The organism is Anaerococcus sp. HMSC065G05 (genome assembly GCF_001812365.1).
Classification (GTDB): domain Bacteria; phylum Bacillota; class Clostridia; order Tissierellales; family Peptoniphilaceae; genus Anaerococcus; species Anaerococcus vaginalis.
The window spans coordinates 21,972-43,641 of record NZ_KV808714.1 but is presented as its reverse complement, the minus strand read 5'-3'; the positions used below and the strand labels follow the sequence as shown (position 1 = coordinate 43,641).

Here is a 21,670-nt window from a genome sequence, read left to right as displayed (position 1 = left end):
TCGGTGGTTCGATTCCGCCTCTGGGCACCAAAATATCCCGTCTAATTTATGAAAATTATTTGATTTTTATATTTAGGACATTATCATTTATTTTATTTTTTAGGATATTTGATTTAATAGGGGTTTAGTTCAGTTGGTAGAACGTCGGTCTCCAAAACCGGATGTCACGGGTTCAAGTCCTGTAACCCCTGCCATTTAAATTTTATATATGGACCTGTAGCTCAGCAGGTTAGAGCGCACGCCTGATAAGCGTGAGGTCGGTAGTTCGAGTCTACTCAGGTCCACCAAAAACAAACCTAATTATGAATTTATTTCATAAAATTTTTTTATTAAAAATTATAAGGTTTTGTTTGGGCCTCTAGCTCAGTCGGTTAGAGCGCCCGGCTCATAACCGGTAGGTCCAGGGTTCGAGTCCCTGGAGGCCCACCAGATTTAACACCAATCTTTTGATTGGTGTTTTTCTTTATGAAAAAATATATTTTTGAATTTGGATTGTAATTTTTATGAGTCTATAATAAATCGTGTTGGTAAGAGTTGATGATATTTTTCTGATGTGATTTTATTAAGAACATTTTTATCTATAATTATGTCTTTGGTATTTTTTAATTTTTATTGGCTATATGATCTTAAATATTTTCTATTTATATATGTATTTTAAAATGTTTAGCTGATAGGTTAAGGATTTTATATTTTAATATTTATAGATTTTGAAAATTTATTTGTTTACGTGTAAAGATAAATCTAAATGAATTGATTTTTGATTTCGAAAGTTTTTATTTTTTAGTTTAAGCATCTGTTATTTTAATTTTCCTGTATTCTAATGTTATAATATTTTCTATTTTTTAATTATATATTTTTTTATTTTCCATAACTTTGACAATTTTACTTTGTTTTTTTTTCTAGTTATTATACAATGTTAATAGGTATTTCTACCTTTAGGAGGATTTATGAATGTTATTATTGTAGGTGCTGGTAAGGTTGGTTCTTATCTTACTAGCAAGCTCTCTGATGAGGGGCACAATATTTTAGTTATAGAGAAAAACAAGGATGTTTTGGAAAGATTGTTGGCTTCTAATGATGTCATGGGGATTTTGGGCGATGGTCGTGATCTTGCTGTTCTTGATGAGGCTAATGTGGATGAGTGTGATGCTTTTATTGCAATGACTTTTAATGATGATGTTAATTTGATTTCGTCTATGATTGCTAAGAAAAAGGGTGCAAAATCTACTATCGTTAGGCTTCGTGATCCTAGATATATTAAATATGATGAATTTATGAGAAAAACCATGGGTGTTGATAGGCTTGTAAATCCTGAGTATTATGCTGCTAAGGAAATTCAAAGGACTTTGAAATATACTTATGCTGTTAATGTGGAAAATTTCTTGGATTCTAAGGTTATTTTGATTGAACTTGAAATTGATGAAAATTCTAAACTTGCTAATAAGTCTTTGATGGATCTTAATGCTGAGGGACTTTTGGGAAATACGATTATTGTTATTGGGGAGAAAGATGATCAGGTTGTTATTCCTAATGGTAATCATATTCTTGAAGTTGGCGAAAAAATTTATGTTGCAGGTCCTAGGGAAGATATTGATAAATTTTATAAAAGACAGGTTGATAATAAGAAGTCTATCAAAAATGTTTTGATTATTGGTGGGGGTTCTATTGCTCTTAATCTTTCTGAGCTTTTGCTTAAAAGAAATTTTAATGTTACTGTTTTGGAAATTGATAAGGAAAGGGCGATTGATTTTTCTGAAAGACTTCCTGAATGTGAAGTAATCAATGCTGATGGATCTGATCCTGAAATTCTTGATGAGGTAAGAATTGAAAATTATGATGCCGTTGTTGCTCTTACTGGAATTGATGAGGAAAATATTTTGATTTCTCTTCTTGCTAAAAAAAGAGGGATTGATAAAATCATTGCTAAGGTAAATAGGACTCAACTTCTTAAAATTACAGGTATTCTTGATGTTGATACGACTGTTACTCCAAAAAAATCTGCTTCATTTTTTGTTTCAAGGCTTTTGAGATCTAAGGAAAATTCTAGGGGAGAATCTATTTCTAATTTGTTTAGATTGTCTGATGACAGGGTTGAGGCAATTGATTTTACTGTAATTGAAAATTCTAGGGTTACTGGAAAGAAATTGAAAGATTTAAATGTAAAGGCCAATACTTTGATTGTTGGTATATCAAGACAAAATTTGGGTGGCAAAATCGAAGTTGCAAACGGAGAAAGTACAATTGAACTTGGCGATAGGGTTATGGTTGTAACTAAAAATAAAGATTTTAAAGAAATTGACGATATATTGGAGTAGGCATGAATTTAAAAATTGTAAAATATTCACTTGGAAAACTTTTAATAGTTCTTGCTGGGCTTTTGATTTTACCATTGATTGTGGCTTTTATTTATGGCGAAAGCCTTCAGGATAAAATAAATTTTGTAATTCCTATTGTCGTTTCTTTAATTTTGGGATTTGTTTTGAGCAAAAGAGGAGATAATAAATCCCATCTTTATACAAAAGAGGCAATGTTTATTACTGCGTCAACTTGGGTTTTGTTTTCTTTGATAGGAGCTATACCTTTGTTTTTGACAAAATCTAATTATAATGGCTACATAGATGCTTTTTTTGAAATGGTATCGGGTTTTACAACTTCTGGTGCATCAGTTGCTATTAATGTGGAACTTTTGCCACATTCTATAATTTTTTGGAGGTCTTTGTCCCACTTTGTTGGTGGTATGGGAATTTTGGTATTTACCTTGGCGATTTTACCAAATTCAAACAAGGAATCATCTCTTTTGATGCAAAGCGAAGTACCAGGACCAACTTTTGGTAAAATTACACCAAAACTTTCTGATACAGCTAGAAATTTGTATGGAATGTATATAGTTTTGACAATTATTACAGTAATACTTCTTCTTTTTGGTGGAATGAATTTATTTGAATCAATAATTCACGCTTTTGGAGCTGCGGGAACCGGTGGATTTTCTAATAAAGGAATTTCGATTGGTGCATATAATTCAAGATATATAGAAATGGTACTTGCGATTATGATGGCAGTTTTTGGAGTGAACTTTAATATTTATTTTTATGCTGTGACAAAAAATGTAAGAGAAGCAGTAAAAAGTGAAGAACTAAAATGGTATATAGCAATTATTTTGATAGCATCAGGACTTATTTTTGCAAATATAGTTACTATTTATAAAGAGGTCTTTTATTCATTTGTAAATTCTATTTTTACCGTATCTTCAATAATTACAACAACAGGATATGTTTCAGCAGATTTTGGAACTTGGCCCTTATTTTCTAAATCTGTAATAATAATGCTTATGTTTATTGGCGGATGTGCAGGTTCAACTGCGGGAGGACTCAAGGTTTCAAGATTTGTAATTCTTGTAAAAGGTGGAATTAATCAAATAAAAGAGTCTATGAATCCAAAAAAAATAACAATAAACAGGATGGATAGAAAAAAAGTAGATGCCCAAACAGAAATGTCAGTTTTAAAATATTTGGTAATATATATAATGATCTTTATTGTTTTGTTTATGATAGTATCATTAGATATGGATGATTTTGAAACAGCTTTTGCAGCAGTTTCAACAACTTTCAATAACGTAGGACCAGGGCTTGGAGCATTTGGACCAATAACGACCTTTGCCGAAATGACAAATTTATCAAAATTTGTTCTAACCATAGCCATGCTTTTGGGAAGATTAGAAATATTCCCAATGCTTTTGCTTTTGTATCCATCAACCTATAGAAAATTGAGAAATAAATAAAAAAAGAATCCTATTTTGTGTAAGTGCAAAATAGGATTTTTAATTTAATCAATCAAAATAAAGTTGTGATCAGCCCATAAATAATAGGAATCAAAATAGCAGGAATAGAATTTACTATTTTAATATCAACCAAATCCAACATTGAAAGCCCAATGGCAATTATGCTAAGACCGCCAACACCTGAAATATTATCAAGAATTTCCTTGGTTAAAATCGGAGAAATAAGACCTGATAAAATAACTATAAGCCCTTGATAAACTAAAATAGGAATTGCACCAAAAGCAACGCCAAGTCCCAGACTTTGTGCCATAAAAAATACAGTAACACCATCAATCATAGCTTTTAGCAAAAGAATTTCATTGTTAGAATTAACAGCAGCTTCAATTGAGCCGATAATTCCCATGCTACCAACACACAAAATCAAAGTTGCATTGATAAAAGCCTTTGGAAAAGTAGATCTTTTGTTTTCAGAGAAAAGTCTACCCAAAAAATAAGCAAAATTATTTAATTTATCGTCCAATTTTAAATAATTTCCAATAATTAATCCAATAACTATAGAAATAATTACGACTAAACTATCTCCTTTTCTTGCAGAATTCATCCCAGTAACCATAATCAAAATTGCAAGAAATTTCATCATATCATTTTTTAATCTATCAGAAAAATGATTTCCAGCTTTTGCTCCAAAAAAACCTAAAACCAAAACAGAAATAGCATTAATAAAAACTGCAAACATAAAAAACCTTCTTTACATATTATTCCGTTAAATTATATCAAAGCTCTGAAATAATTGCAAAAAAGCCATAAAAGGGCTAAAGAAAATTGACAAAATTATGCCTTTGACCTATCATAATAAAAGAAAAATCTATAAAAAGATTAATTGATATAAAAATTTTTTTATTTTTATATAGAAAAATAATCGGAGAAAAACGATTTATTAATTAGATTTCTACGACTTTTTGAGAAATAAAATATGAAATAATATTCATTTTTAACAAAAGAAAGGAAAAATTATGAAAATAGGATTGACTATAGCAGGAAGTGACTCATCAGGTGGAGCAGGAATACAAGCTGACATAAAAACTATGACCTTAAACGGAGTGTATGCAGAAAGTGCAATTACTGCCTTAACAGCCCAAAATACTACAGGAGTTTTGTCGGTTTTAGAATCAAGCCCACAATTTTTAAAAGACCAGCTTGATATGATATTTGACGATATTTACCCAGATAGCGTAAAAATTGGAATGGTTTCAAATTCTGATTTAATTTTAGTAATAGCAGAAAAATTAAAAGAAAAAAAAGCAAAAAATATTGTAATAGATCCAGTAATGGTTGCAACAAGTGGGGCGAAATTATTAAAAGATGATGCAATAAAAGTTTTAAAAAACGAACTTTTGCCCTTGGCAGACCTTATAACACCAAATATTCCCGAAGGAGAAATTTTATCGGGGATAAAAATAAATGATGAAAAAGATATGCAAAAAGCAGGAAAAATTATCTCTGAAAAATACAATTGCGCTTGCCTATTAAAAGGTGGACACAAAATAAATGATGCAAATGATTATTTATATGAGAATAAAAAAGGTGTTTGGTTTAAAGGAAAAAGAATAGAAAATGAAAATACCCACGGAACAGGTTGTACCCTGTCATCAGCCATTGCAGCTAACCTTGCAAAAGGTTATGATATGGAAAATTCAATAAAAATGGCAAAAGAATTTTTATCAAACGCTCTTTTGGATATGCTAGATTTGGGCAAAGGTTCAGGTCCAATGAACCATGCTTTTGATATAAAAGATTCTTACAAAAAATTATGTGAAAAGTAAAAGTGGATTTGATTTTGTATTTTTGTTAAAAAGTTTTACCTTTTTTATTGGCAAATTAAAATTAAAGAATAAAAAAGGCAAAACTTATTTTTTATCAAGTATTATATTTTTCATAATAGCTCTTGGCTTGTTCAAATTTATTTATTAAATTATAATTTTTAGCAAGGCTTGCTATTAAAACCGCCTTGTCATAGTCTTCTTTATAATCCATATTTTTAAGTCTTTTGTACAAAGCTCTTGTGAAATAAAAAATAGGATTAGGAATTTTGTTTCTAATTAGAAAATAAGAAATAGCATCATTTATTATTTCTGGACATTTTTCATAATCTTCAACAATTATATATGCGCTTGCTAAATTTAAGCTGATAATAGGATATAATGATGAGTCTTTGTTGGTATTATCATATACAAAATTAAGTAAATCAAGATATTTTTTGTTATCAATATTTGCATAAGTCATGCCTATATCCATTAAAATTCTTAATTCAAATATAGAAAAAGATTGTATTTTGAAGTTATCATATTTATTAGTAAAAGAATTTAAAGCTTTTATTAGAATCTCTCTTTCTTCTGATTTTGATAAGTCTTCATTCATTGATTTAAGAAATAAAATAACTTGCTTACATGAAGTTTTGATAAATTCAATATCAGTAAAATCTTTGAGATAAATAATTATTTTTTCTTCATCATCAAAAGGCAATTTATTTTCTACCTTATCAATTATTTTTTCAAAAGTTTCATTGAAAATTAAGTAATCTTTTAGACTAGAATTCAAATAGTCTTTTATAAAATCGTGATTTAAGATATATGATATTTTATAGAGAGTAGAAAAAGAAGGCTCATTAATACCATTTTCTATACGACTTATAGTTTTTCTGTCTATATTAGCTTCAATAGATAAATCTAGTTGACTAATTTTTCTATTTTTTCTAACTTCTTTGATTTTTTTAGCTAATATTGTTAAGTCATAATTCTTCAAAATATTTTCCTCCAAATGTACCATATATGCCGTTGTTTTGATTTTATTATAGATAATATAATTAAGTTAATCAAATACGAAGGAGAAAAAAATGAAAAAAAGGAATTTGATTATTATTTTATCTTTAATAGTATTTATACTTATAGGGATTTTTAGTCAGAAAGCCAAAGAGAAAGCTGAAAAAGAAAGAGAAATAAAAAATTATGAGTCTAGTGTTTCGAAATATGAAGAAATAACAGACTTACAATTCCTAAATAATGATAAAAGTCTAGAAGGTTTTGTATTTATAGGAAGAAAAACCTCATCATCATGTCGATTGTTTGTAAAAGTCATCAATGAAATTACTTTTGAAAAAGAAATAAATATAAAATATTTTGATACAGATAAATATAAGAACTCAAAATATTATGATGAAATATTAGAAAAATATCAAATAGATCAAGTGCCTTATATGGTATTGGTAAAAGAAGATGGTAGTTTTGAAACTTTTGACAAAAAAAATATTGATAAGGGCGAATTATTTAAAGATTGGTTAGTAAAAAATAGGGAGAAATAAAAAAAATTCCAATTTAAAAAGGCGAAAAAATAGACAAAAAGCTTGACAAAAACACGATTTCGGTGTATTATAATTTCGTATGAAAAAAGTTCCTAATACTTTTGACATAATCGCAGATCCTGAGGGCGATTAATAAATGTCAGGACGAGTAAAGCCGCCACCTATCCGAGCGGTTTCAAAATAGATAGGCAAAATATTTAAGGAGGAACTTGATGAAAAATCAAAAGACATATGTACCAACAAAGTCAACAATTGAACCAAAATGGTATGTAGTTGATGCAACTGACATGGTTTTAGGTAGACTTGCAAGCCAAGTTGCAGCAATTATTAGAGGAAAACACAAACCAACATTTACTCCAAACATGGACACAGGTGACTATGTAATAGTAGTAAATGCTGAAAAAGTCGTTCTTACTGGAAACAAAGAATACCAAAAAGAATACAAAAGATATTCTGGATATGCAGGTGGATTAAAAACTACAACTTACCAAGATATGATGGACAAACATCCAGAAAGAATTGTAGAACATGCTGTAGTAGGTATGCTTCCACACAACAAATTAGGTAGACAAATGGCCAAAAAACTTAGGGTTTATGTAGGTGAAAATCACAATCACGAAGCTCAAAACCCAGAAGTTTTGGACTTAAAGTAAGGAGGACTTAGATGGCAGATATTATATATCAAGCTACAGGTAGAAGAAAAACTTCAGTAGCAAGAGTTACAATGAAACCAGGTAGCGGAGAATTAAAAGTTAATGGAAGAGATCTTGATGATTATTTTTCTTATGATACATTAAAAATCATAGCAAAAGCACCATTAAAATTAACAGAAAATGAATCAACTTATGACATTAAAGTTAATGTACAAGGTGGAGGATTTAACGGACAAGCTGGAGCAATCAGACACGCTATAGCAAGAGCTTTACTAGAAGTAAATCCTGATTATAGACAAGCTCTTAAAAGAGCAGGTTTTCTTACAAGAGACCCAAGAAAAAAAGAAAGATACAAATACGGTCAAAAGAAAGCAAGAAAATCTTCACAATTCTCAAAAAGATAAGAAGTATTTTACAAACAAGGAATTTTTATTCCTTGTTTTTTTGTGGGAAAAATCAAAAGATAATTTTAAAAAGGGATTTTGTTAGTAAAATAATTTTAATTTAGACTTGCCAAATAAAAGTAAAAGATTTAATTAATTTATTTTATAAAATAAATTCGGAGCGTAGACAAACCCTCAAGCACGAATATCTGACTCCAAAAATTGTTGATTTCTAAATTTTAAAATTCTAAAATCGCAAACTCGCTAACGCTCGAACAGTGCGATTTTTAACGAATTTTTAAATTTGAAATCAAATCAATTTTTTCCGTATGATATTCTTAGCATGAGGATTTGTATACTTTGGCAACAGTATGACAAGGAATTTTTATTCCTTGTTTTTTGTGGGAAAAATTATTTTTTTGGAAAAGAAATTATATATTTATTTTCAAAAATTTTCACTCAAAAAAATCTATAGTAAAATGTAAGGAGAAAGGACTTTAGTATGGATTTTAAAAAGTTATTTAAATTATTTTTGCACACACTTTATTTGTCTGCCTTTACTTTTGGTGGTGGCTATGTAATTTTATCTTTGATGGAATCTACTTTTGTAAAAAAATTGGGATGGATTAATAAGGAAGAGATGCTTGATATGACGGCTATTGCTCAATCTTCTCCTGGGGCTGTGGCTATTAACGCATCAATTTCTGTTGGTTATAAATTATTTGGTTTTGTTGGTGCTTTGGTTGCAACTTTGGGGACTCTTATTCCGCCTCTTGTAATTATTTCTGTAATTTCTTATTTTTATAATGCTTTTATTTCTAATAAATATATTGCTTTGATTTTAAAAGGAATGCAAGCGGGCGTTGGGGCTTTGATTATAAATGTTGTGATTGATATGTCAAAAGATGTAATTATTGGCAAGGGATTTTTAATTTATGGAATATTTTTTATTTCTTTTGTCTTGAATGTTTTCTTTGATGTAAATATTATTTATATTATCACTGGACTTATTTTGTTTGGTATTATTTACTCTTTTGTTGAAAGGAAAAAAATATGTTAATTAAATTATTTATAAGTTTTTTTAAGGTCGGACTTTTTTCTTTTGGAGGTGGCTATGCTGCTCTTCCTCTTATTCAAGAAGAGGTTGTGAATTTAAATTCTTGGCTTAGTATAAGTGAATTTAATAATTTAATTACAATCAGTCAAATGACTCCAGGACCGATTGCTATTAATTCTGCATCTTTTGTTGGTACAAGGGTTTATGGTTTAAGTGGGGCAATTGTTGCAAGTCTTGGCTGTGTGACTCCTTCTTTTATAATTGTAGGAACTATTTCTTATTTTTATAATAAGTATAGAAATCTTGATACGATGCAAAGTGTTTTGGGGTTTTTGAGACCTGCTGTTGTGTCTATGATTTTGGCGGCTGGAATTTATATATTAAAAACTGCTTTTTTTGATGTAAATAAAATTTCTTTTGAAAATCTTGATAGTAGTATGGTTATTTTGTTTTTTTTGATGCTTTTGGCTATTAGAAAGACAAAAATCGACCCTATAATTTTGATGCTTGGTTCTGGTTTTATATATCTTTGTATAAATTTGATTTTGTGAGGTTTTATGGGAAAAATTAATTATAATTTGAAAATGGAAGAGATAATTAAAAGTATAAAAAAAGAGGGTAAAAGACCAAGACTTTTACTTCAAGTTTGCTGTGCTCCGTGTTCTTCAAGTGTTTTAACACGTTTGAGAGAATATTTTGATATAGATATTTACTATTATAATCCAAATATTTATCCGGTAAATGAGCTTAACAAAAGAGTTGAAACTGTAAAAGAGCTTGTGGATGAAATGAATCTTGATTCAAAGGTTATTTTCCCAGAAAATAATCCAGAAGATTTTTATAAATTTGTGGAAAATCGAAAAAATGATCACGAAGGCGGAGATTCTTGTTATAAGTGTTACCAATTAAGGCTTGAAAAATCTGCCAAGTATGCCAAAGAAAATTCTTATGATTATTTTACGACAACTCTTTCGATTTCTCCTTACAAAAATTCAACTTGGCTTAATGAAATTGGAGAAAAATTAGAGGAAAAATATGGGATAAAATATTTGTATTCAGACTTTAAGAAGAAAAATGGCTATAAGGATTCGATAGACCTTTCAAAAAAATATAATTTATATAGGCAAGATTATTGTGGTTGTGTATTTTCATTTAAAGAAATGCAGGAGAAAAAACACGAAAAATAAATGTTATTTTTATCTTACTTTGGGTAATTTTATATAAGGAGAGATAATTATGGCTGATGTATTACTGATAAAAAATTTAAATGAAGACCAATTAAATAGTAAAAGTCTAATACCTGTAACATTTCAAACAAATATAAGCGATAAAGACAAGCTTGTAAATATTTTTAATGTTTTGAAAGATAAAAAATTAGTCGAAAATAAAAAACTAGGGATAAAAAAATCTTCAATTACCTTAGAATTATTCTCTTCAAATATAACAGAAGTAATAAAAGAATTGATAAAAAATGATTTTATGATATATGGGGTATATATATTGTATGATAATTATTTAGGAGGAAAATAATGAGTGAAAAATTACTAGATATGATTAATGAACAAATGAATTTTGAATTACAATCAGCTTATGAATACAAAGCAATGCAAATATATGCTGATGATGAAGAATTCGAAGGATTTGCACATTGGTATGGTCATCAAGTTAGGGAAGAAATTGAACATGCAGAAAAAATGACCAAATTCTTACAAGAAGTAGGATACAAACCAGTTTATAAAACACTAGAAGCACCAAATACAGAATTCAAAGATCTTCTAGACGTTGCAAAACAAGCTTTAGCACACGAAAAAGAAGTTACAAAAAGAATTCACGAAATAGCAAAAGCTGCAAGAGAAGAAGGAGATGAAAGAGTAATTTCATTTATCCAATGGTATGTTGATGAACAAATCGAAGAAGAAGATACATTCAACAAACTAATCACAAGACTTGAAAGAATTAATGGAAATTACGGTGGCCTTTACCTACTTGATGGCCAACTTGCACACAGGGGATAAAAAATAAGGCCAAGTTTAAGCTTGGTCTTTTTTTGTAAGAAAAAATAATATGAAAATAAATTTAAAAGAAAAAAATATGGAGCTTACAGTAAATACCTATGGGGCCTACATAGAAAAATTTACCAAAGAAAAAAAGCCTATATTTTTCCCGAAACTTCTTATAAAAATCAAAAACGAATTAAAAACAAGAGGCGGCATGCATCCATGTCTTCCAAATTTTGGAAAAAGTGAAATAAAAAAATTAGACCAACATGGATTTGGAAGAATTTCATTTTGGGATATAGAAGAAAAAACAGAAAATTCAGTAAAATTAAAATTAGAAGGCAAAGGAGAATACGAAAAATCCATCTATTATATAAAATACAAATTAATAGATAGATCGCTATTGGTAGAGATAGAAATAATAAATAATTCAAATGAAAATTTACCAATAGCTCCCGGCTTTCATCCATATTTTTACGTAGACAAAAATTTTAAAATAAAAAATCTAGACTTAGAAAAAATAGATTTAGAAAAAACATATTTTTTAAAAGAAAAAAAAGCAAGCATAGAAAGCAAATACTATAATATAGATATAGAAAATAATAATTTCCAAGAATTTGCAATTTGGACAGATTTTTATGGAGATTATTTGTGTCTAGAACCTTGCTTAAATGGTCCAAGTTTTACAAAAAAAATAAACAATCCCTATATCCTAAAAGCAAAAGAAAAATTCAAAGAAAATTTCACAATAACAATAAAAGAAAAATAGCCAGCTAGGCTATTTTTTTATTTTTGAAAAAATGGATAAAATAAAGATTTATAACAAAAATAAATATAAATCAATAAAATCAAAGCAAAAAATTAAATAAATTAAAATAAAACTTGAAAAATATAAAAAGGAAGTATAATAAAAATAAGATGGGAGGAAATTATGAACCAACAAGCAGAAAGAGTACTAAGAGTTTTTGTATTAGCCATAATAGCAACGATTATATTAAAACTTTTGGGAGTAGCAATAAAAATAATTTGGTCAGTAGTAATACCCTTATTTGTTATATATTTCCTATACAAAGTTTTGATAAAAAAAGAAGACATATTTAGATAAAGGTAAAAAAATGAAAGATAAAAATCAAATTATAAAAATAATCCTAGGAATTTTAGGCATAATACTAGGATTTAAAATATTAAAAATAATATTTTCAATAATATTTGCCCTACTAATACCAGTTTTTATAGGAGGAGGACTAATCCTTATCCCAATCTTACTTTTAATAATTCCTCTAGGAATATTATCAGCAATAGGATACGCTATCTACAAATTTTTCCTAAAAGAAAAGTCTGTGTGGTAAAAAATATCCCAAAATCAAAAAAAGATTTTGGGGTATTTTTTTAAATTTATATTTCATTAAAAACAAATTTTTCTATCGCCTCGCCTACTGCGCCTTGGTTGTTTGTTGCTTTTGTTGTGTATTTTGATATGTCTTTTAATAAAAGATGGGCGTTTTGGACTGCTGCGGAATAGCCTGCTTCTTCTAGCATTTCTTTGTCGTTGTAATTATCTCCTATTGTTAGGACGTTTTCCATTCCTATTCCATAGTGAGCGCACAATTTTTCTAGGGCTTTTGCCTTGTTTACATTTTTTCTGTTTATTTCCATGAAGGTATCTGATGAGTAGGATATTGAAATATCCCAATTACATATTCTTGCTATATCTTCTTCTAGGCTCATTAGATAGTTTAGGTTGGAATTTTTTATTATTACTTTTACTATTATTTCTTTGTCTAGATTTTTAATGTCTTTTGCTTTTTGGACAAATTTGTAGATATTTTTGTCATAATTTCCCTCTACCTCGTTTCCGTTTGCAAAAACATAGCAGTGTTTATCGGTATAAATTTCAAAATGTACTCCTACTTCGTTGCAATAATCTGAAATTTCAACTGCTTTTTTGTAATCTATTGGGGATGCTTCTACAACTTTTTTTGTTACATTGTCCATTATTATCCCGCCATTACAAAGGATTGAAAATCTATCTTCTTTTACATTATCGATTTGCTCTAGTATATCAAATAGTTGGTAGGGGCCACGACCTGTTGCTGTTGTAATTATTATTCCTATTTCCTGGGCTTTTTTTATAGCGTCTATATTTCTTTTGTGAATGGTCTTATCGTCTGATAAGAGGGTTTCGTCGCAATCTGTTGCTATTAATTTTATCATAAACTCTCCTTTCTAACTTTATACCCAAAGTCTTTTTTTATTCTGTAATTTTCAAATATAAAAAAACGTGCATTAAAAACACACGCCTAAAAATTTATTTATTTTTTAAAAATTCAATTATATCATTTGATTCGTACATGTATTCTCCATCATGGAAAAGGCATGGTACTTGTCTTTTGCCGCCTTTTTCGATTAATTCTTTCATAGCGTCTCTATCTTCGTTTATATTTACTATTTGAATTTCTATATTATTTTCTTCCATAAAATTTTCAACTTTCCTGCAGTGAGGACAAGCTGTTCCTACAAACAATTTATATTCTGACATATATTCTCCTTAAAATAAATTTCAAAATTTTTCCAATTTATATTATTATACTAATAGAAAGGAAGTTTTAAAGGTGAAAAAATGAAAGATAAGATTTTAAAATTTATAAGGCTTATTCTTGTTATAGTTATAATTGTATGTTTATTCCTTCTTGGTAGAAGGGGATATGACTATTATAAAAATTATAAGAATAACAAACATATATCAGATATAGTAAAAAATGTTGAGAAAGATCAAAGTGAAAATGGCTCAAATGATAATTTAAATGATTTTGAAAAATTAGAAAAGAAATATATGGCTATTTTGAAAAAATTGCAAAAAGAAAATTCGGATATTGTAGCTTTTTTGGAAATTCCTGGAACTTATATTTCTTATCCAATCTTCCAAGCCAAAGATAATAATTTTTATTTGAGAAAAGGAATTGACAAAAATTATGATATAGCTGGTTCTATTTTTATGGATTACATGAATGATCCTAAAATCAATGATGACAATAGTGTAATATATGGACATCATTTGGATGATATAAAATCTATGTTTACAGGTCTTGATGGCTACAGAAAAAATGATTTTGCTCAAAGCCACAGGACAATATATATTACAACAAATGAAGGTTTAAGAGAATATCAAGTTTTTGCAGCTTATGGTATTCCGTCAAATTATGATTATAGGACTTTAGATTTTGAGGACAAAGAAGAAAAATTGAAATATTTTGACAAGTTAAAATCAAATTCTGAAAATGAACTTGAAACCCGTGATTTTAAGGAAGATGATACCATAATTACCCTTTCAACTTGTCAATATGATTACAAAGACCAAAGACTTGCAGTTCACGCTCTAAGAATAAAGTAAGGAAAAAAATGAATAGATATATAGAAGAAAATAAAAATAAATTAAACATAAAAGAAGAAAAGGGTCAATTGATTTTTTATCATGAATCTTTTGACCCAAAAGATATTTTTACCTGCGGCCAATGTTTTAATTTTTTTGAGGAAGAAGATGGATCATTTACTGCAGTTTTTTTGGGAAAAATTATAAATCTCAAAAAAGAAGGGGAAAAAATAATTATAGACAATGTAAGTGAAGAAGAATTTTATGATATTTTCTACGATTATTTTGACCTTGGTGTAAATTATGAAGATATAAAAGAAAAAATTTCTCTAGATGATACCCTAAAAGAGGCTACAGAATATGGGGCGGGAATTAGAATATTAAATCAAGAATTTTTTGAAACCCTAATTTCTTTTATAATTTCAGCCAACAACCAAATCCCAAGAATTAAAAAAGCTGTGAGAATAATTTCTGAAATGTATGGGGATTATATTGGAGAATATAAAGGAAGAAAATATTATTCTTTCCCAAGTCCAGAAAATTTATCCAAAGCAAGGCCAGAAGATTTAAGAGAAAAGGCAAGAGTTGGTTTTCGTGATAAAAGAATAGTTGAAACGGCAAAAATAATTAATGAAGGATTTTTTGATTTTGAAAAAGATATAAAAATGCCTACAGAAGATTTAAGGAAAAAACTCCAAGAACTTCCTGGAGTTGGACCAAAAGTTGCCGATTGTATAATGCTTTTTGCCTTTCACAAAAGAGAAACTTTCCCGGTTGATGTTTGGATAAAAAGAGTTATGGAATTTTTATTTATAAAAGAAGAAGTTCCAAAAAAACAAATTTCTGCCTACGCTGATAAATATTTTGGAGAAAATGCAGGTTATGTCCAACAATATTTGTTCTATTATGGCAGAGAAAATTCAATCGGCAAATAAAACTTGCATTATTTTAAATTACTTGTATATTTAAATTAGAGCTTAGCAGTCAAAGACAAAGAGTGCTAAAAGGAGGAAATAAAATGAACTTAAAACCAATCGGTGAAAGAGTAGTTATAAAAAAATTAGAAGCAGAAAAGAAAACCCAATCTGGCATAGTTTTACCAGAATCTGCACAAGAAAAACCACAATACGCAGAAGTTGTTGCAATTAGCAATGATATTTTAAATGACCAAGACAAAAAAGATTCCTTAAAAGAAGGAGATAAGGTAATTTATTCTCAATATGCAGGAACTGATGTAAAAATTGACGGCGAAAATTACGTAGTTTTAGCATACAAAGACGTATTAGCAGTAGTAGAATAGGAGAAAATTATGGCAAAAGATATAAATTATGGAAAAAGCGCAAGAGATGGTCTTGAAAGAGGAATTGATAAATTAGCAAATGCTGTAAAAGTTACTCTTGGACCAAAAGGAAGAAATGTAGTTTTAGATAAATCATACGGAGCACCAACAATCACAAACGATGGTGTAACAATTGCCCAAGAAATCGAACTTGAAGATAGGTTTGAAAATATGGGAGCTCAACTTGTAAAAGAAGTTGCAACAAAAACAAATGATGTGGCAGGAGATGGAACAACAACAGCAACAGTTCTTGCTCAAGCGATTATAAAAGAAGGACTTAAAAACTTAGCTGCAGGAGCAAATCCAGTAGTTTTAAATAAGGGACTTAAAAAAGCAAGTAGTGAAGTTGTATCTTACATCAAAGAATCTTCAAAAGAAGTAGAAGATAAAAAAGCAATCGAACAAGTAGGAACAATCTCATCAGCAGATCCAGAAATAGGTAAATTTATTGCAGATGCTATGGAAAAAGTAGGAAATGATGGGGTAATCACAGTAGAAGAATCCAAAACAACCGACACCTACCTTGACGTAGTAGAAGGAATGCAATTTGACAAGGGATATTTATCCCCATATATGGCAACCGACAACGAAAAAATGGTAGCAGACCTTGACGATCCATATATACTTGTAACAGACAAAAAAATCTCAAGTATCCAAGAAATCCTACCACTTCTTGAAGAAATTGTTCAATCATCAAAACCACTTTTAATAATTGCAGATGATGTAGACGGAGAAGCTTTAACAACACTTGTTCTAAACAAATTAAGAGGAACCTTCAACGTAGTTGCAGTAAAAGCACCAGGCTATGGAGATAGAAGAAAAGAAATGCTAGAAGATATAGCAATTCTTACAGGCTCAAAAGTAATTTCAGAAGACCTATCAATGGAATTAAAAGAAGCTACAATAGAAGATCTTGGATCAGCTAAAAAAGTTAAAGTTGACAAAGACCACACAGTAATTGTAGAAGGAAAAGGCGACAAAGAAGCCCTAGCTGAAAGAGTAGAAAAAATCAAAGGTCAAATCGAAGCAAGTGACTCAGAATACGACAAAGAAAAATACCAAGAAAGAGTAGCAAAACTTGCAGGCGGAGTTGCAGTAATAAATGTAGGAGCTGCAACAGAAACAGAAATGCAAGATAAAAAATACAGAATCGAAGATGCCCTATCAGCAACAAGAGCTGCAGTTGAAGAAGGAATAGTTGCAGGTGGTGGAACAGTTCTAATAGAAGCTATCAAAAAAGTTCAAGCTCTAGAAGAAAAATTAGAAAATGACGAAAAAACAGGAGCAAAAATAATAGAAAGAGCTCTAGAAGCACCACTAAGACAAATCGTAGAAAATGCAGGAATGGACGGATCAGTTGTACTTGAAAATGTAAAAAAATCAGATAAAAACAACGGTTACGATGCCTACGATGATGAATACGTAAATATGTTTGAAAAAGGAATCGTAGAACCAACAAAAGTAACAAGATCAGCCCTAGAAAATGCAGTAAGTATAGCAAGCATGATTTTAACAACAGAAGCAGCAGTGGCAGATATAAAAGAAGAAAAACCAGAAATGCCACCACAAATGCCAATGGGATATTAATATAAATATGCTCTTGCAAGACAATAGTATTGTTTTGCAAGAGTTTTTTTATTTTTAAAATTAAATTTATAATTTTTGAAGCATTAAAATAAAAATATTTTTTGAAATTTAAAGATTATAATTTACAATTGATTTATATTTATTAACAATACTATAATAAGCAAAAAAATATTTTAATAAGGTAATTATCTAGTATAAAAAAGTTTAAAAATATGGTATAATTTTGTAAATGAACAAAATATAATAATTTTTTACAAGCTAATAAAATTTTTAAAAAATTCCTTGTAAAAAATATTCAAAAACAAGTATATTTATACGGGGGGGTAGCAATCAGTTCATTTAAAATTTGTAGGATTGTTGCACGTTAAATGTTTTTAAAAAACGTTTACAAAAACTAGCTGAAACACAAATTTGACTTGTATTTGTGATTTATGCTAATGAAAAAGAGGAGAATTATGAGAAGGGAGAATAAAAATCCAAGAAAGATTTTGTTTTCTGTATTAATTGCTATTGCTTTTGTAGTTTTAGCTGGTATTAAATTAGGTTATGCTAATATAATATCTCCAAAACAAGGAATCAATGAGTATCATTTCTATAATGATACAATAGAAAACAAAGATTCAGCTAAAGAAATACAAAAACAAATCATTCTTGATGGAAAAGAAATATCTGATCCTGGCCATGTATTTAAAGACAAAGATAAAGTTTTATTAAAATGGCAAGATGAAGAAGGTAACGATATTGAATTTGATACGCCAATAGAGATTAAAGGTAACGACAAAAAAATAATTAATGTTTACCCAGTTTTCAAAAACCAAGTAGTAATAACTTACTACATAAGTGGCAGTACAAATGATAGAGTTTATATGACTGACACCATCACTGATGCTAGTTCTTATAAACTACCAGTGGATCCTACAATTTATGATGCTAATAAATACTTCGTAAATTGGTCAGAAACTAAAGACGGAAAATCTGGTGTTTATGATGAGGAATCATTGAAAAAAGATATTGCAGCAGGAAAAACTGACATTAAACTTTATGCGATTACAGAGTTTAAACACAAGGCAACATTTATAACAGGAGACGGCGCAAGCTTCCAAGATCAAATACTTGCAGATGATGGTGGCAAGCTTGACAAAATGCCAGAAAAACCTACAAGAGCAGGCTATGAATTTAGCCATTGGTCTTTGACAGAAGATGGAGATCCTGTTGATCTTAATACTCTAGTGTTAGACAAAGACATTAATGTTTATGCTGTATGGAAACCAGTTGTAGTTGACTATAAATTTAAAGTTATGGTCCAAAATATAAATGATGATGGCTACACTTTCCATGAAATAATATCAGCAAGAGGACTTAATGGAGAAAAAACAAGCCTACCTTTTAAAGGAAGTGAAAATCCAGATCCTAAAGTTGCTCCATCTGGTCCAATAGTTGAAGATATTGCTAAGCTAACAGAAAAAGATGGTAGATTTAATGATAGCTACAACAGTAAAGACGAAAATGGACAAATGGATCACACCTATACTAATCCTCAAACCCTAGATTATTTAGGCTTCCATTTAAACGAAGAAAAAACAAAACAAGCTTTTGAAACAATAAAAGCTGATGGCAGTACAGTTGTGCCTGTCTATATGGATAGAAATGTTCATACTATATGGGTCTATAAAAATGCAAGTGGAACTAGTTATTATCAAGCTAATTGGGTCAATGCTACAGATGAAAACGGAAATATTCACGTAGATTTGCGTTACGGTCAAAGTTCTGAAACATGGTTTGACAAGCTAAATAAAGATTATATTTATTACAAGGATAAAAGCATAGGATCTTTCTATACTAAAGCCCCGGTAATGGGTGATAAAGATGTTTATATGTATAGAGTTTATGCTAAAGGTCAAGGATTCCAATTGCGTTTTGTTGAATGGGATCCAAGTAAATTTAATGCACAAATAAATAGCGGATCACTAGACCAATTGAAAGCTACTCTTGGCACCATGAAAGAAATAGGCGATAGAGTAAAATTCGAAAATACAGAACATTATGTCACTTACTACGGAAGAAATTACAGAGTATTTGAACCTAGTGATGGTATGTGGGCTAGTAAAACAAATACTTGGGTAGATGAGACTGACCATGTAGATGACATAAAAGGATTCCAACCTAAAACTGGAGATATGTCAGCTGATGGTTTGCAATCAGTAAATGTAAATAATCCTGCCTTTAGAGATTATATGTTTACTCCAAAAGGTTATGGTGGATATTTTAATTACACAGGAACAAAATATATAGATAATGGTTCTTATGTAGGTTTCTTATTCTACAAACGCAAAACTTATAATATAATTTATTACTCTGGAAATAAGAAATTAGCTTCAAATCCTTACAAATATGAAGCTGATACAAGCGATTTTGGACTTGATTATAAAATAGGAGAAACCAAAAATCCTGACAATCCTAATCAAGTATTTATGGGTTGGTATGAAGACTCATCATTTAGCGTAGAACACAAACATGAAGATGGAGCAAAAATGCCTGCTCATGACATTACAGTCTATGCAAAATGGGATTCTCGTCAATACGAAGTAACCTTCCACACCAACCAAGATGACTATGAAAAAGATATAGAAAAAATAACAGAAATTCCTGAAGATGACACTCTTTATGATGGAAAATATAAAGATGCCAAAGTTAGCGAAGAGAATTTCCCTCAACCAGTTAAGCCAAAAGACGCAACAGAATTTTTGGGTTGGTATGAGAAAAATAAAAATGGTAGATTTGTAAAAGCAAATCTTCACAAACCAATTAAAAATAATGATACTCACTTATATGCTAAGTGGAAATATGATTATTTAGAATTAAAATATGATTTGAACTTACCGGCTACTGACAAAGTTGAAGGAAAAGCTCCAACAGATTCAAACTCTTATATCAAAGATGCCAAAGCACAAGCAACAGATGTAGGAAATGTTAAAGTAAATGGTGGCAAAAAAGTTTTCGTAGGTTGGAGTGAAACAAAAGATGGTTCTAGCGGACTAATTCTACCAAGCGAAACTGTCCTAATGGATAAAAGTAAAACTTTATATGCTCAATGGAAAGAAATTCCAGATCTACCAACTACAAAAGTAACCTATGATGCAAACGGTGGAGTTGGCGACCAATATGTAGTTGAAGAAATCATTACAAATGATTCTCATAAAGTCTTAGGAAACGGCGAAGGCGAAAAAATTAATTACACCCGTGAAGGTTATGTATTTAAGGGATGGAATAGAGATAAAAACGCAACAAAAGCTGAATTCCAAAAAGATGATGAAGTTACTGTAAATAGTTTAGATGAAAGCAAAAATAATTATATCTATGCTATCTGGGCTCCTATCATCAATTACACAACTGATGGTAATGGACAAGTTAAGGAAGATGAAAACTTTGTAGATAATACAAAAGAAGAAGTTGAACTTAAATCAAATCCAAAAGGAACCGAAACAAAAGCAAAAGAAGGATATAAATTTAGCCATTGGACAGCAGATAAAGAAATTACACTAAATGATGGAACAAAAATTCCAGTGGGAGAAAAAATTACTGAAGAACAATTAAAACAAGCAGTAATCACAGAACCTTTAACCTTTACAGCTAATTTTGTAAAAGATGCACCTAACGAATTTAATGTAACACACGAATTTAAAGTTGCAAAAGATTCTCCAATAAAAGAAATGCCAGCTGATATTAAAATAGCTGTCTATTCTCAACTTCCAGACGATAAAAAAGCAGAAGATGGCAAAACAACAACCCCAGGAGAATTAAAAAATCCAGAAAACGTAGAAGACAAAACAAATGACGGTGTTTGGAAATTCGAAGGCTTCAAAGATCAAAATCCAGATACAAAAGATGTTGACGCAAAAGTAAACGGAGCTGATGTAACATTCGAAGGAACATGGAAATTCACACCAAACAAACACAAAGTAACTTATGAATACGTTAGTGGAACAGAAGGTAAAGAATTACCAGAAGCATTAAAAGCGAAAGCACCAAAAGAAGTAACAGGAAAAGTCAAAGGTAATACAGTAACATCCCCAGTTCCAACAGGCGATGACGCTACATTTAGAGATGATAAAAACAAAGGAACTTGGACATTCAAATCATACGATAAG

The 21,670-nt window shown here is 29.7% G+C and carries 23 protein-coding genes and 3 tRNA genes; 22 read left to right on the top strand and 4 right to left on the bottom strand.

All coding sequences use genetic code 11. The features are described 5' to 3' along the window. Nucleotides 1-118 precede the first annotated feature (118 nt). The 5 genes from HMPREF2852_RS05860 to HMPREF2852_RS05840 all read left to right on the top strand — a co-directional run bounded on the left by HMPREF2852_RS05860 (nucleotide 119) and on the right by HMPREF2852_RS05840 (nucleotide 3,778). A tRNA-Trp gene (locus tag HMPREF2852_RS05860) sits at nucleotides 119-194 on the top strand. Nucleotides 195-210: 16 nt separating this feature from the next. Further along, nucleotides 211-287 (top strand) — tRNA-Ile (locus HMPREF2852_RS05855). 65 nt (nucleotides 288-352) lie between these two features. After that, a tRNA-Ile gene (locus tag HMPREF2852_RS05850) sits at nucleotides 353-429 on the top strand. A gap of 518 nt (nucleotides 430-947) precedes the next feature. After that, the gene (gene trkA, locus HMPREF2852_RS05845) at nucleotides 948-2,315 is read left to right on the top strand and encodes a Trk system potassium transporter TrkA (protein ID WP_019118301.1); all 1,368 of its coding nucleotides are present in this window, start codon (nucleotides 948-950) and stop codon (nucleotides 2,313-2,315) included. A 2-nt stretch (nucleotides 2,316-2,317) separates the two neighbouring features. Further along, the gene (locus HMPREF2852_RS05840; protein WP_070606633.1) at nucleotides 2,318-3,778 is read left to right on the top strand and encodes a TrkH family potassium uptake protein; all 1,461 of its coding nucleotides are present in this window, start codon (nucleotides 2,318-2,320) and stop codon (nucleotides 3,776-3,778) included. 52 nt (nucleotides 3,779-3,830) lie between these two features. Here HMPREF2852_RS05840 and HMPREF2852_RS05835 read toward each other — a convergent pair whose 3' ends face one another. Next, entirely contained in the window at nucleotides 3,831-4,514 is a 684-nt protein-coding gene (locus HMPREF2852_RS05835; RefSeq protein ID WP_070606630.1) for a DUF554 domain-containing protein, read from the bottom strand. Between the two features lie 277 nt (nucleotides 4,515-4,791). On the opposite strand from HMPREF2852_RS05835, the gene thiD reads away from it, so the two are divergent. Further along, entirely contained in the window at nucleotides 4,792-5,601 is an 810-nt protein-coding gene (thiD, locus tag HMPREF2852_RS05830) for a bifunctional hydroxymethylpyrimidine kinase/phosphomethylpyrimidine kinase (RefSeq protein WP_070606627.1), read from the top strand. Between the two features lie 94 nt (nucleotides 5,602-5,695). Here the strand turns inward: thiD and HMPREF2852_RS05825 are convergent, their stop codons facing one another. Continuing rightward, nucleotides 5,696-6,580 (bottom strand): helix-turn-helix domain-containing protein, encoded by an 885-nt coding sequence (locus HMPREF2852_RS05825; protein WP_261668156.1) that lies wholly within the window; start codon nucleotides 6,578-6,580, stop codon nucleotides 5,696-5,698. 91 nt (nucleotides 6,581-6,671) lie between these two features. Between HMPREF2852_RS05825 and HMPREF2852_RS05820 the strand changes: the two genes are divergently transcribed. The 11 genes from HMPREF2852_RS05820 (at nucleotide 6,672) to HMPREF2852_RS05775 (ending at nucleotide 12,575) form a co-directional block, all read left to right on the top strand. Beyond that, complete coding sequence (locus HMPREF2852_RS05820; RefSeq protein WP_070606622.1) at nucleotides 6,672-7,136, top strand: DUF6568 family protein; 465 nt, start codon at nucleotides 6,672-6,674, stop codon at nucleotides 7,134-7,136. Between the two features lie 212 nt (nucleotides 7,137-7,348). Further along, a complete protein-coding gene (gene rplM, locus HMPREF2852_RS05815; RefSeq protein WP_004837978.1) occupies nucleotides 7,349-7,789 on the top strand; it encodes a 50S ribosomal protein L13 in 441 nt (146 codons plus the stop codon). 11 nt (nucleotides 7,790-7,800) lie between these two features. After that, nucleotides 7,801-8,193, top strand: a complete 393-nt coding sequence (rpsI, locus tag HMPREF2852_RS05810; RefSeq protein ID WP_004837979.1) for a 30S ribosomal protein S9 — start codon at nucleotides 7,801-7,803, stop codon at nucleotides 8,191-8,193. A gap of 481 nt (nucleotides 8,194-8,674) precedes the next feature. Beyond that, complete coding sequence (locus tag HMPREF2852_RS05805) at nucleotides 8,675-9,232, top strand: chromate transporter (RefSeq protein WP_070606619.1); 558 nt, start codon at nucleotides 8,675-8,677, stop codon at nucleotides 9,230-9,232. Beyond that, a complete protein-coding gene (locus HMPREF2852_RS05800) occupies nucleotides 9,226-9,780 on the top strand; it encodes a chromate transporter (RefSeq protein WP_070606616.1) in 555 nt (184 codons plus the stop codon). Before HMPREF2852_RS05805 ends, HMPREF2852_RS05800 begins: the two co-directional genes overlap by 7 nt. Before the next feature lie 6 nt (nucleotides 9,781-9,786). Continuing rightward, entirely contained in the window at nucleotides 9,787-10,416 is a 630-nt protein-coding gene (locus HMPREF2852_RS05795; protein WP_070606613.1) for an epoxyqueuosine reductase QueH, read from the top strand. A 49-nt stretch (nucleotides 10,417-10,465) separates the two neighbouring features. Further along, nucleotides 10,466-10,759, top strand: a complete 294-nt coding sequence (locus HMPREF2852_RS05790; protein WP_004837984.1) for a hypothetical protein — start codon at nucleotides 10,466-10,468, stop codon at nucleotides 10,757-10,759. Next, nucleotides 10,759-11,244: a ferritin gene (locus HMPREF2852_RS05785; protein WP_019118293.1), complete on the top strand. Its 486-nt coding sequence runs from the start codon at nucleotides 10,759-10,761 to the stop codon at nucleotides 11,242-11,244. Before HMPREF2852_RS05790 ends, HMPREF2852_RS05785 begins: the two co-directional genes overlap by 1 nt. 49 nt (nucleotides 11,245-11,293) lie before the next feature. After that, nucleotides 11,294-11,995 carry an aldose epimerase family protein gene (locus tag HMPREF2852_RS05780; protein ID WP_070606610.1) on the top strand — a complete coding sequence of 234 codons (702 nt, stop codon included), beginning with the start codon at nucleotides 11,294-11,296 and terminating at the stop codon, nucleotides 11,993-11,995. Between the two features lie 162 nt (nucleotides 11,996-12,157). Then, on the top strand, nucleotides 12,158-12,331 hold the full coding sequence (locus tag HMPREF2852_RS09810) for a hypothetical protein (protein ID WP_004837988.1): 174 nt from the start codon (nucleotides 12,158-12,160) through the stop codon (nucleotides 12,329-12,331). 10 nt (nucleotides 12,332-12,341) lie between these two features. After that, complete coding sequence (locus tag HMPREF2852_RS05775) at nucleotides 12,342-12,575, top strand: hypothetical protein (protein WP_004837990.1); 234 nt, start codon at nucleotides 12,342-12,344, stop codon at nucleotides 12,573-12,575. A 46-nt stretch (nucleotides 12,576-12,621) separates the two neighbouring features. On the opposite strand, the gene HMPREF2852_RS05770 is transcribed toward HMPREF2852_RS05775, so the two are convergent. Next, a complete protein-coding gene (locus tag HMPREF2852_RS05770) occupies nucleotides 12,622-13,440 on the bottom strand; it encodes a Cof-type HAD-IIB family hydrolase (RefSeq protein ID WP_070606606.1) in 819 nt (272 codons plus the stop codon). A 94-nt stretch (nucleotides 13,441-13,534) separates the two neighbouring features. Beyond that, on the bottom strand, nucleotides 13,535-13,765 hold the full coding sequence (locus HMPREF2852_RS05765; RefSeq protein WP_004837992.1) for a glutaredoxin family protein: 231 nt from the start codon (nucleotides 13,763-13,765) through the stop codon (nucleotides 13,535-13,537). An 81-nt stretch (nucleotides 13,766-13,846) separates the two neighbouring features. Between HMPREF2852_RS05765 and srtB the strand changes: the two genes are divergently transcribed. The 5 genes from srtB to HMPREF2852_RS09805 all read left to right on the top strand — a co-directional run. Continuing rightward, entirely contained in the window at nucleotides 13,847-14,617 is a 771-nt protein-coding gene (gene srtB, locus HMPREF2852_RS05760; RefSeq protein WP_070606603.1) for a class B sortase, read from the top strand. An 8-nt stretch (nucleotides 14,618-14,625) separates the two neighbouring features. Beyond that, a complete protein-coding gene (locus HMPREF2852_RS05755; RefSeq protein ID WP_070606600.1) occupies nucleotides 14,626-15,531 on the top strand; it encodes a DNA-3-methyladenine glycosylase family protein in 906 nt (301 codons plus the stop codon). Nucleotides 15,532-15,614: 83 nt separating this feature from the next. Continuing rightward, nucleotides 15,615-15,896 carry a co-chaperone GroES gene (locus HMPREF2852_RS05750; RefSeq protein ID WP_004816894.1) on the top strand — a complete coding sequence of 94 codons (282 nt, stop codon included), beginning with the start codon at nucleotides 15,615-15,617 and terminating at the stop codon, nucleotides 15,894-15,896. Nucleotides 15,897-15,905: 9 nt separating this feature from the next. After that, nucleotides 15,906-17,522, top strand: coding sequence for a chaperonin GroEL (groL, locus tag HMPREF2852_RS05745; RefSeq protein ID WP_070606597.1), 1,617 nt, complete (start codon nucleotides 15,906-15,908; stop codon nucleotides 17,520-17,522). A 455-nt stretch (nucleotides 17,523-17,977) separates the two neighbouring features. Further along, nucleotides 17,978-21,670, top strand: a 3,693-nt coding sequence (locus HMPREF2852_RS09805) for an InlB B-repeat-containing protein (RefSeq protein WP_070606595.1), incomplete at its 3' end; no start/stop codon positions are given.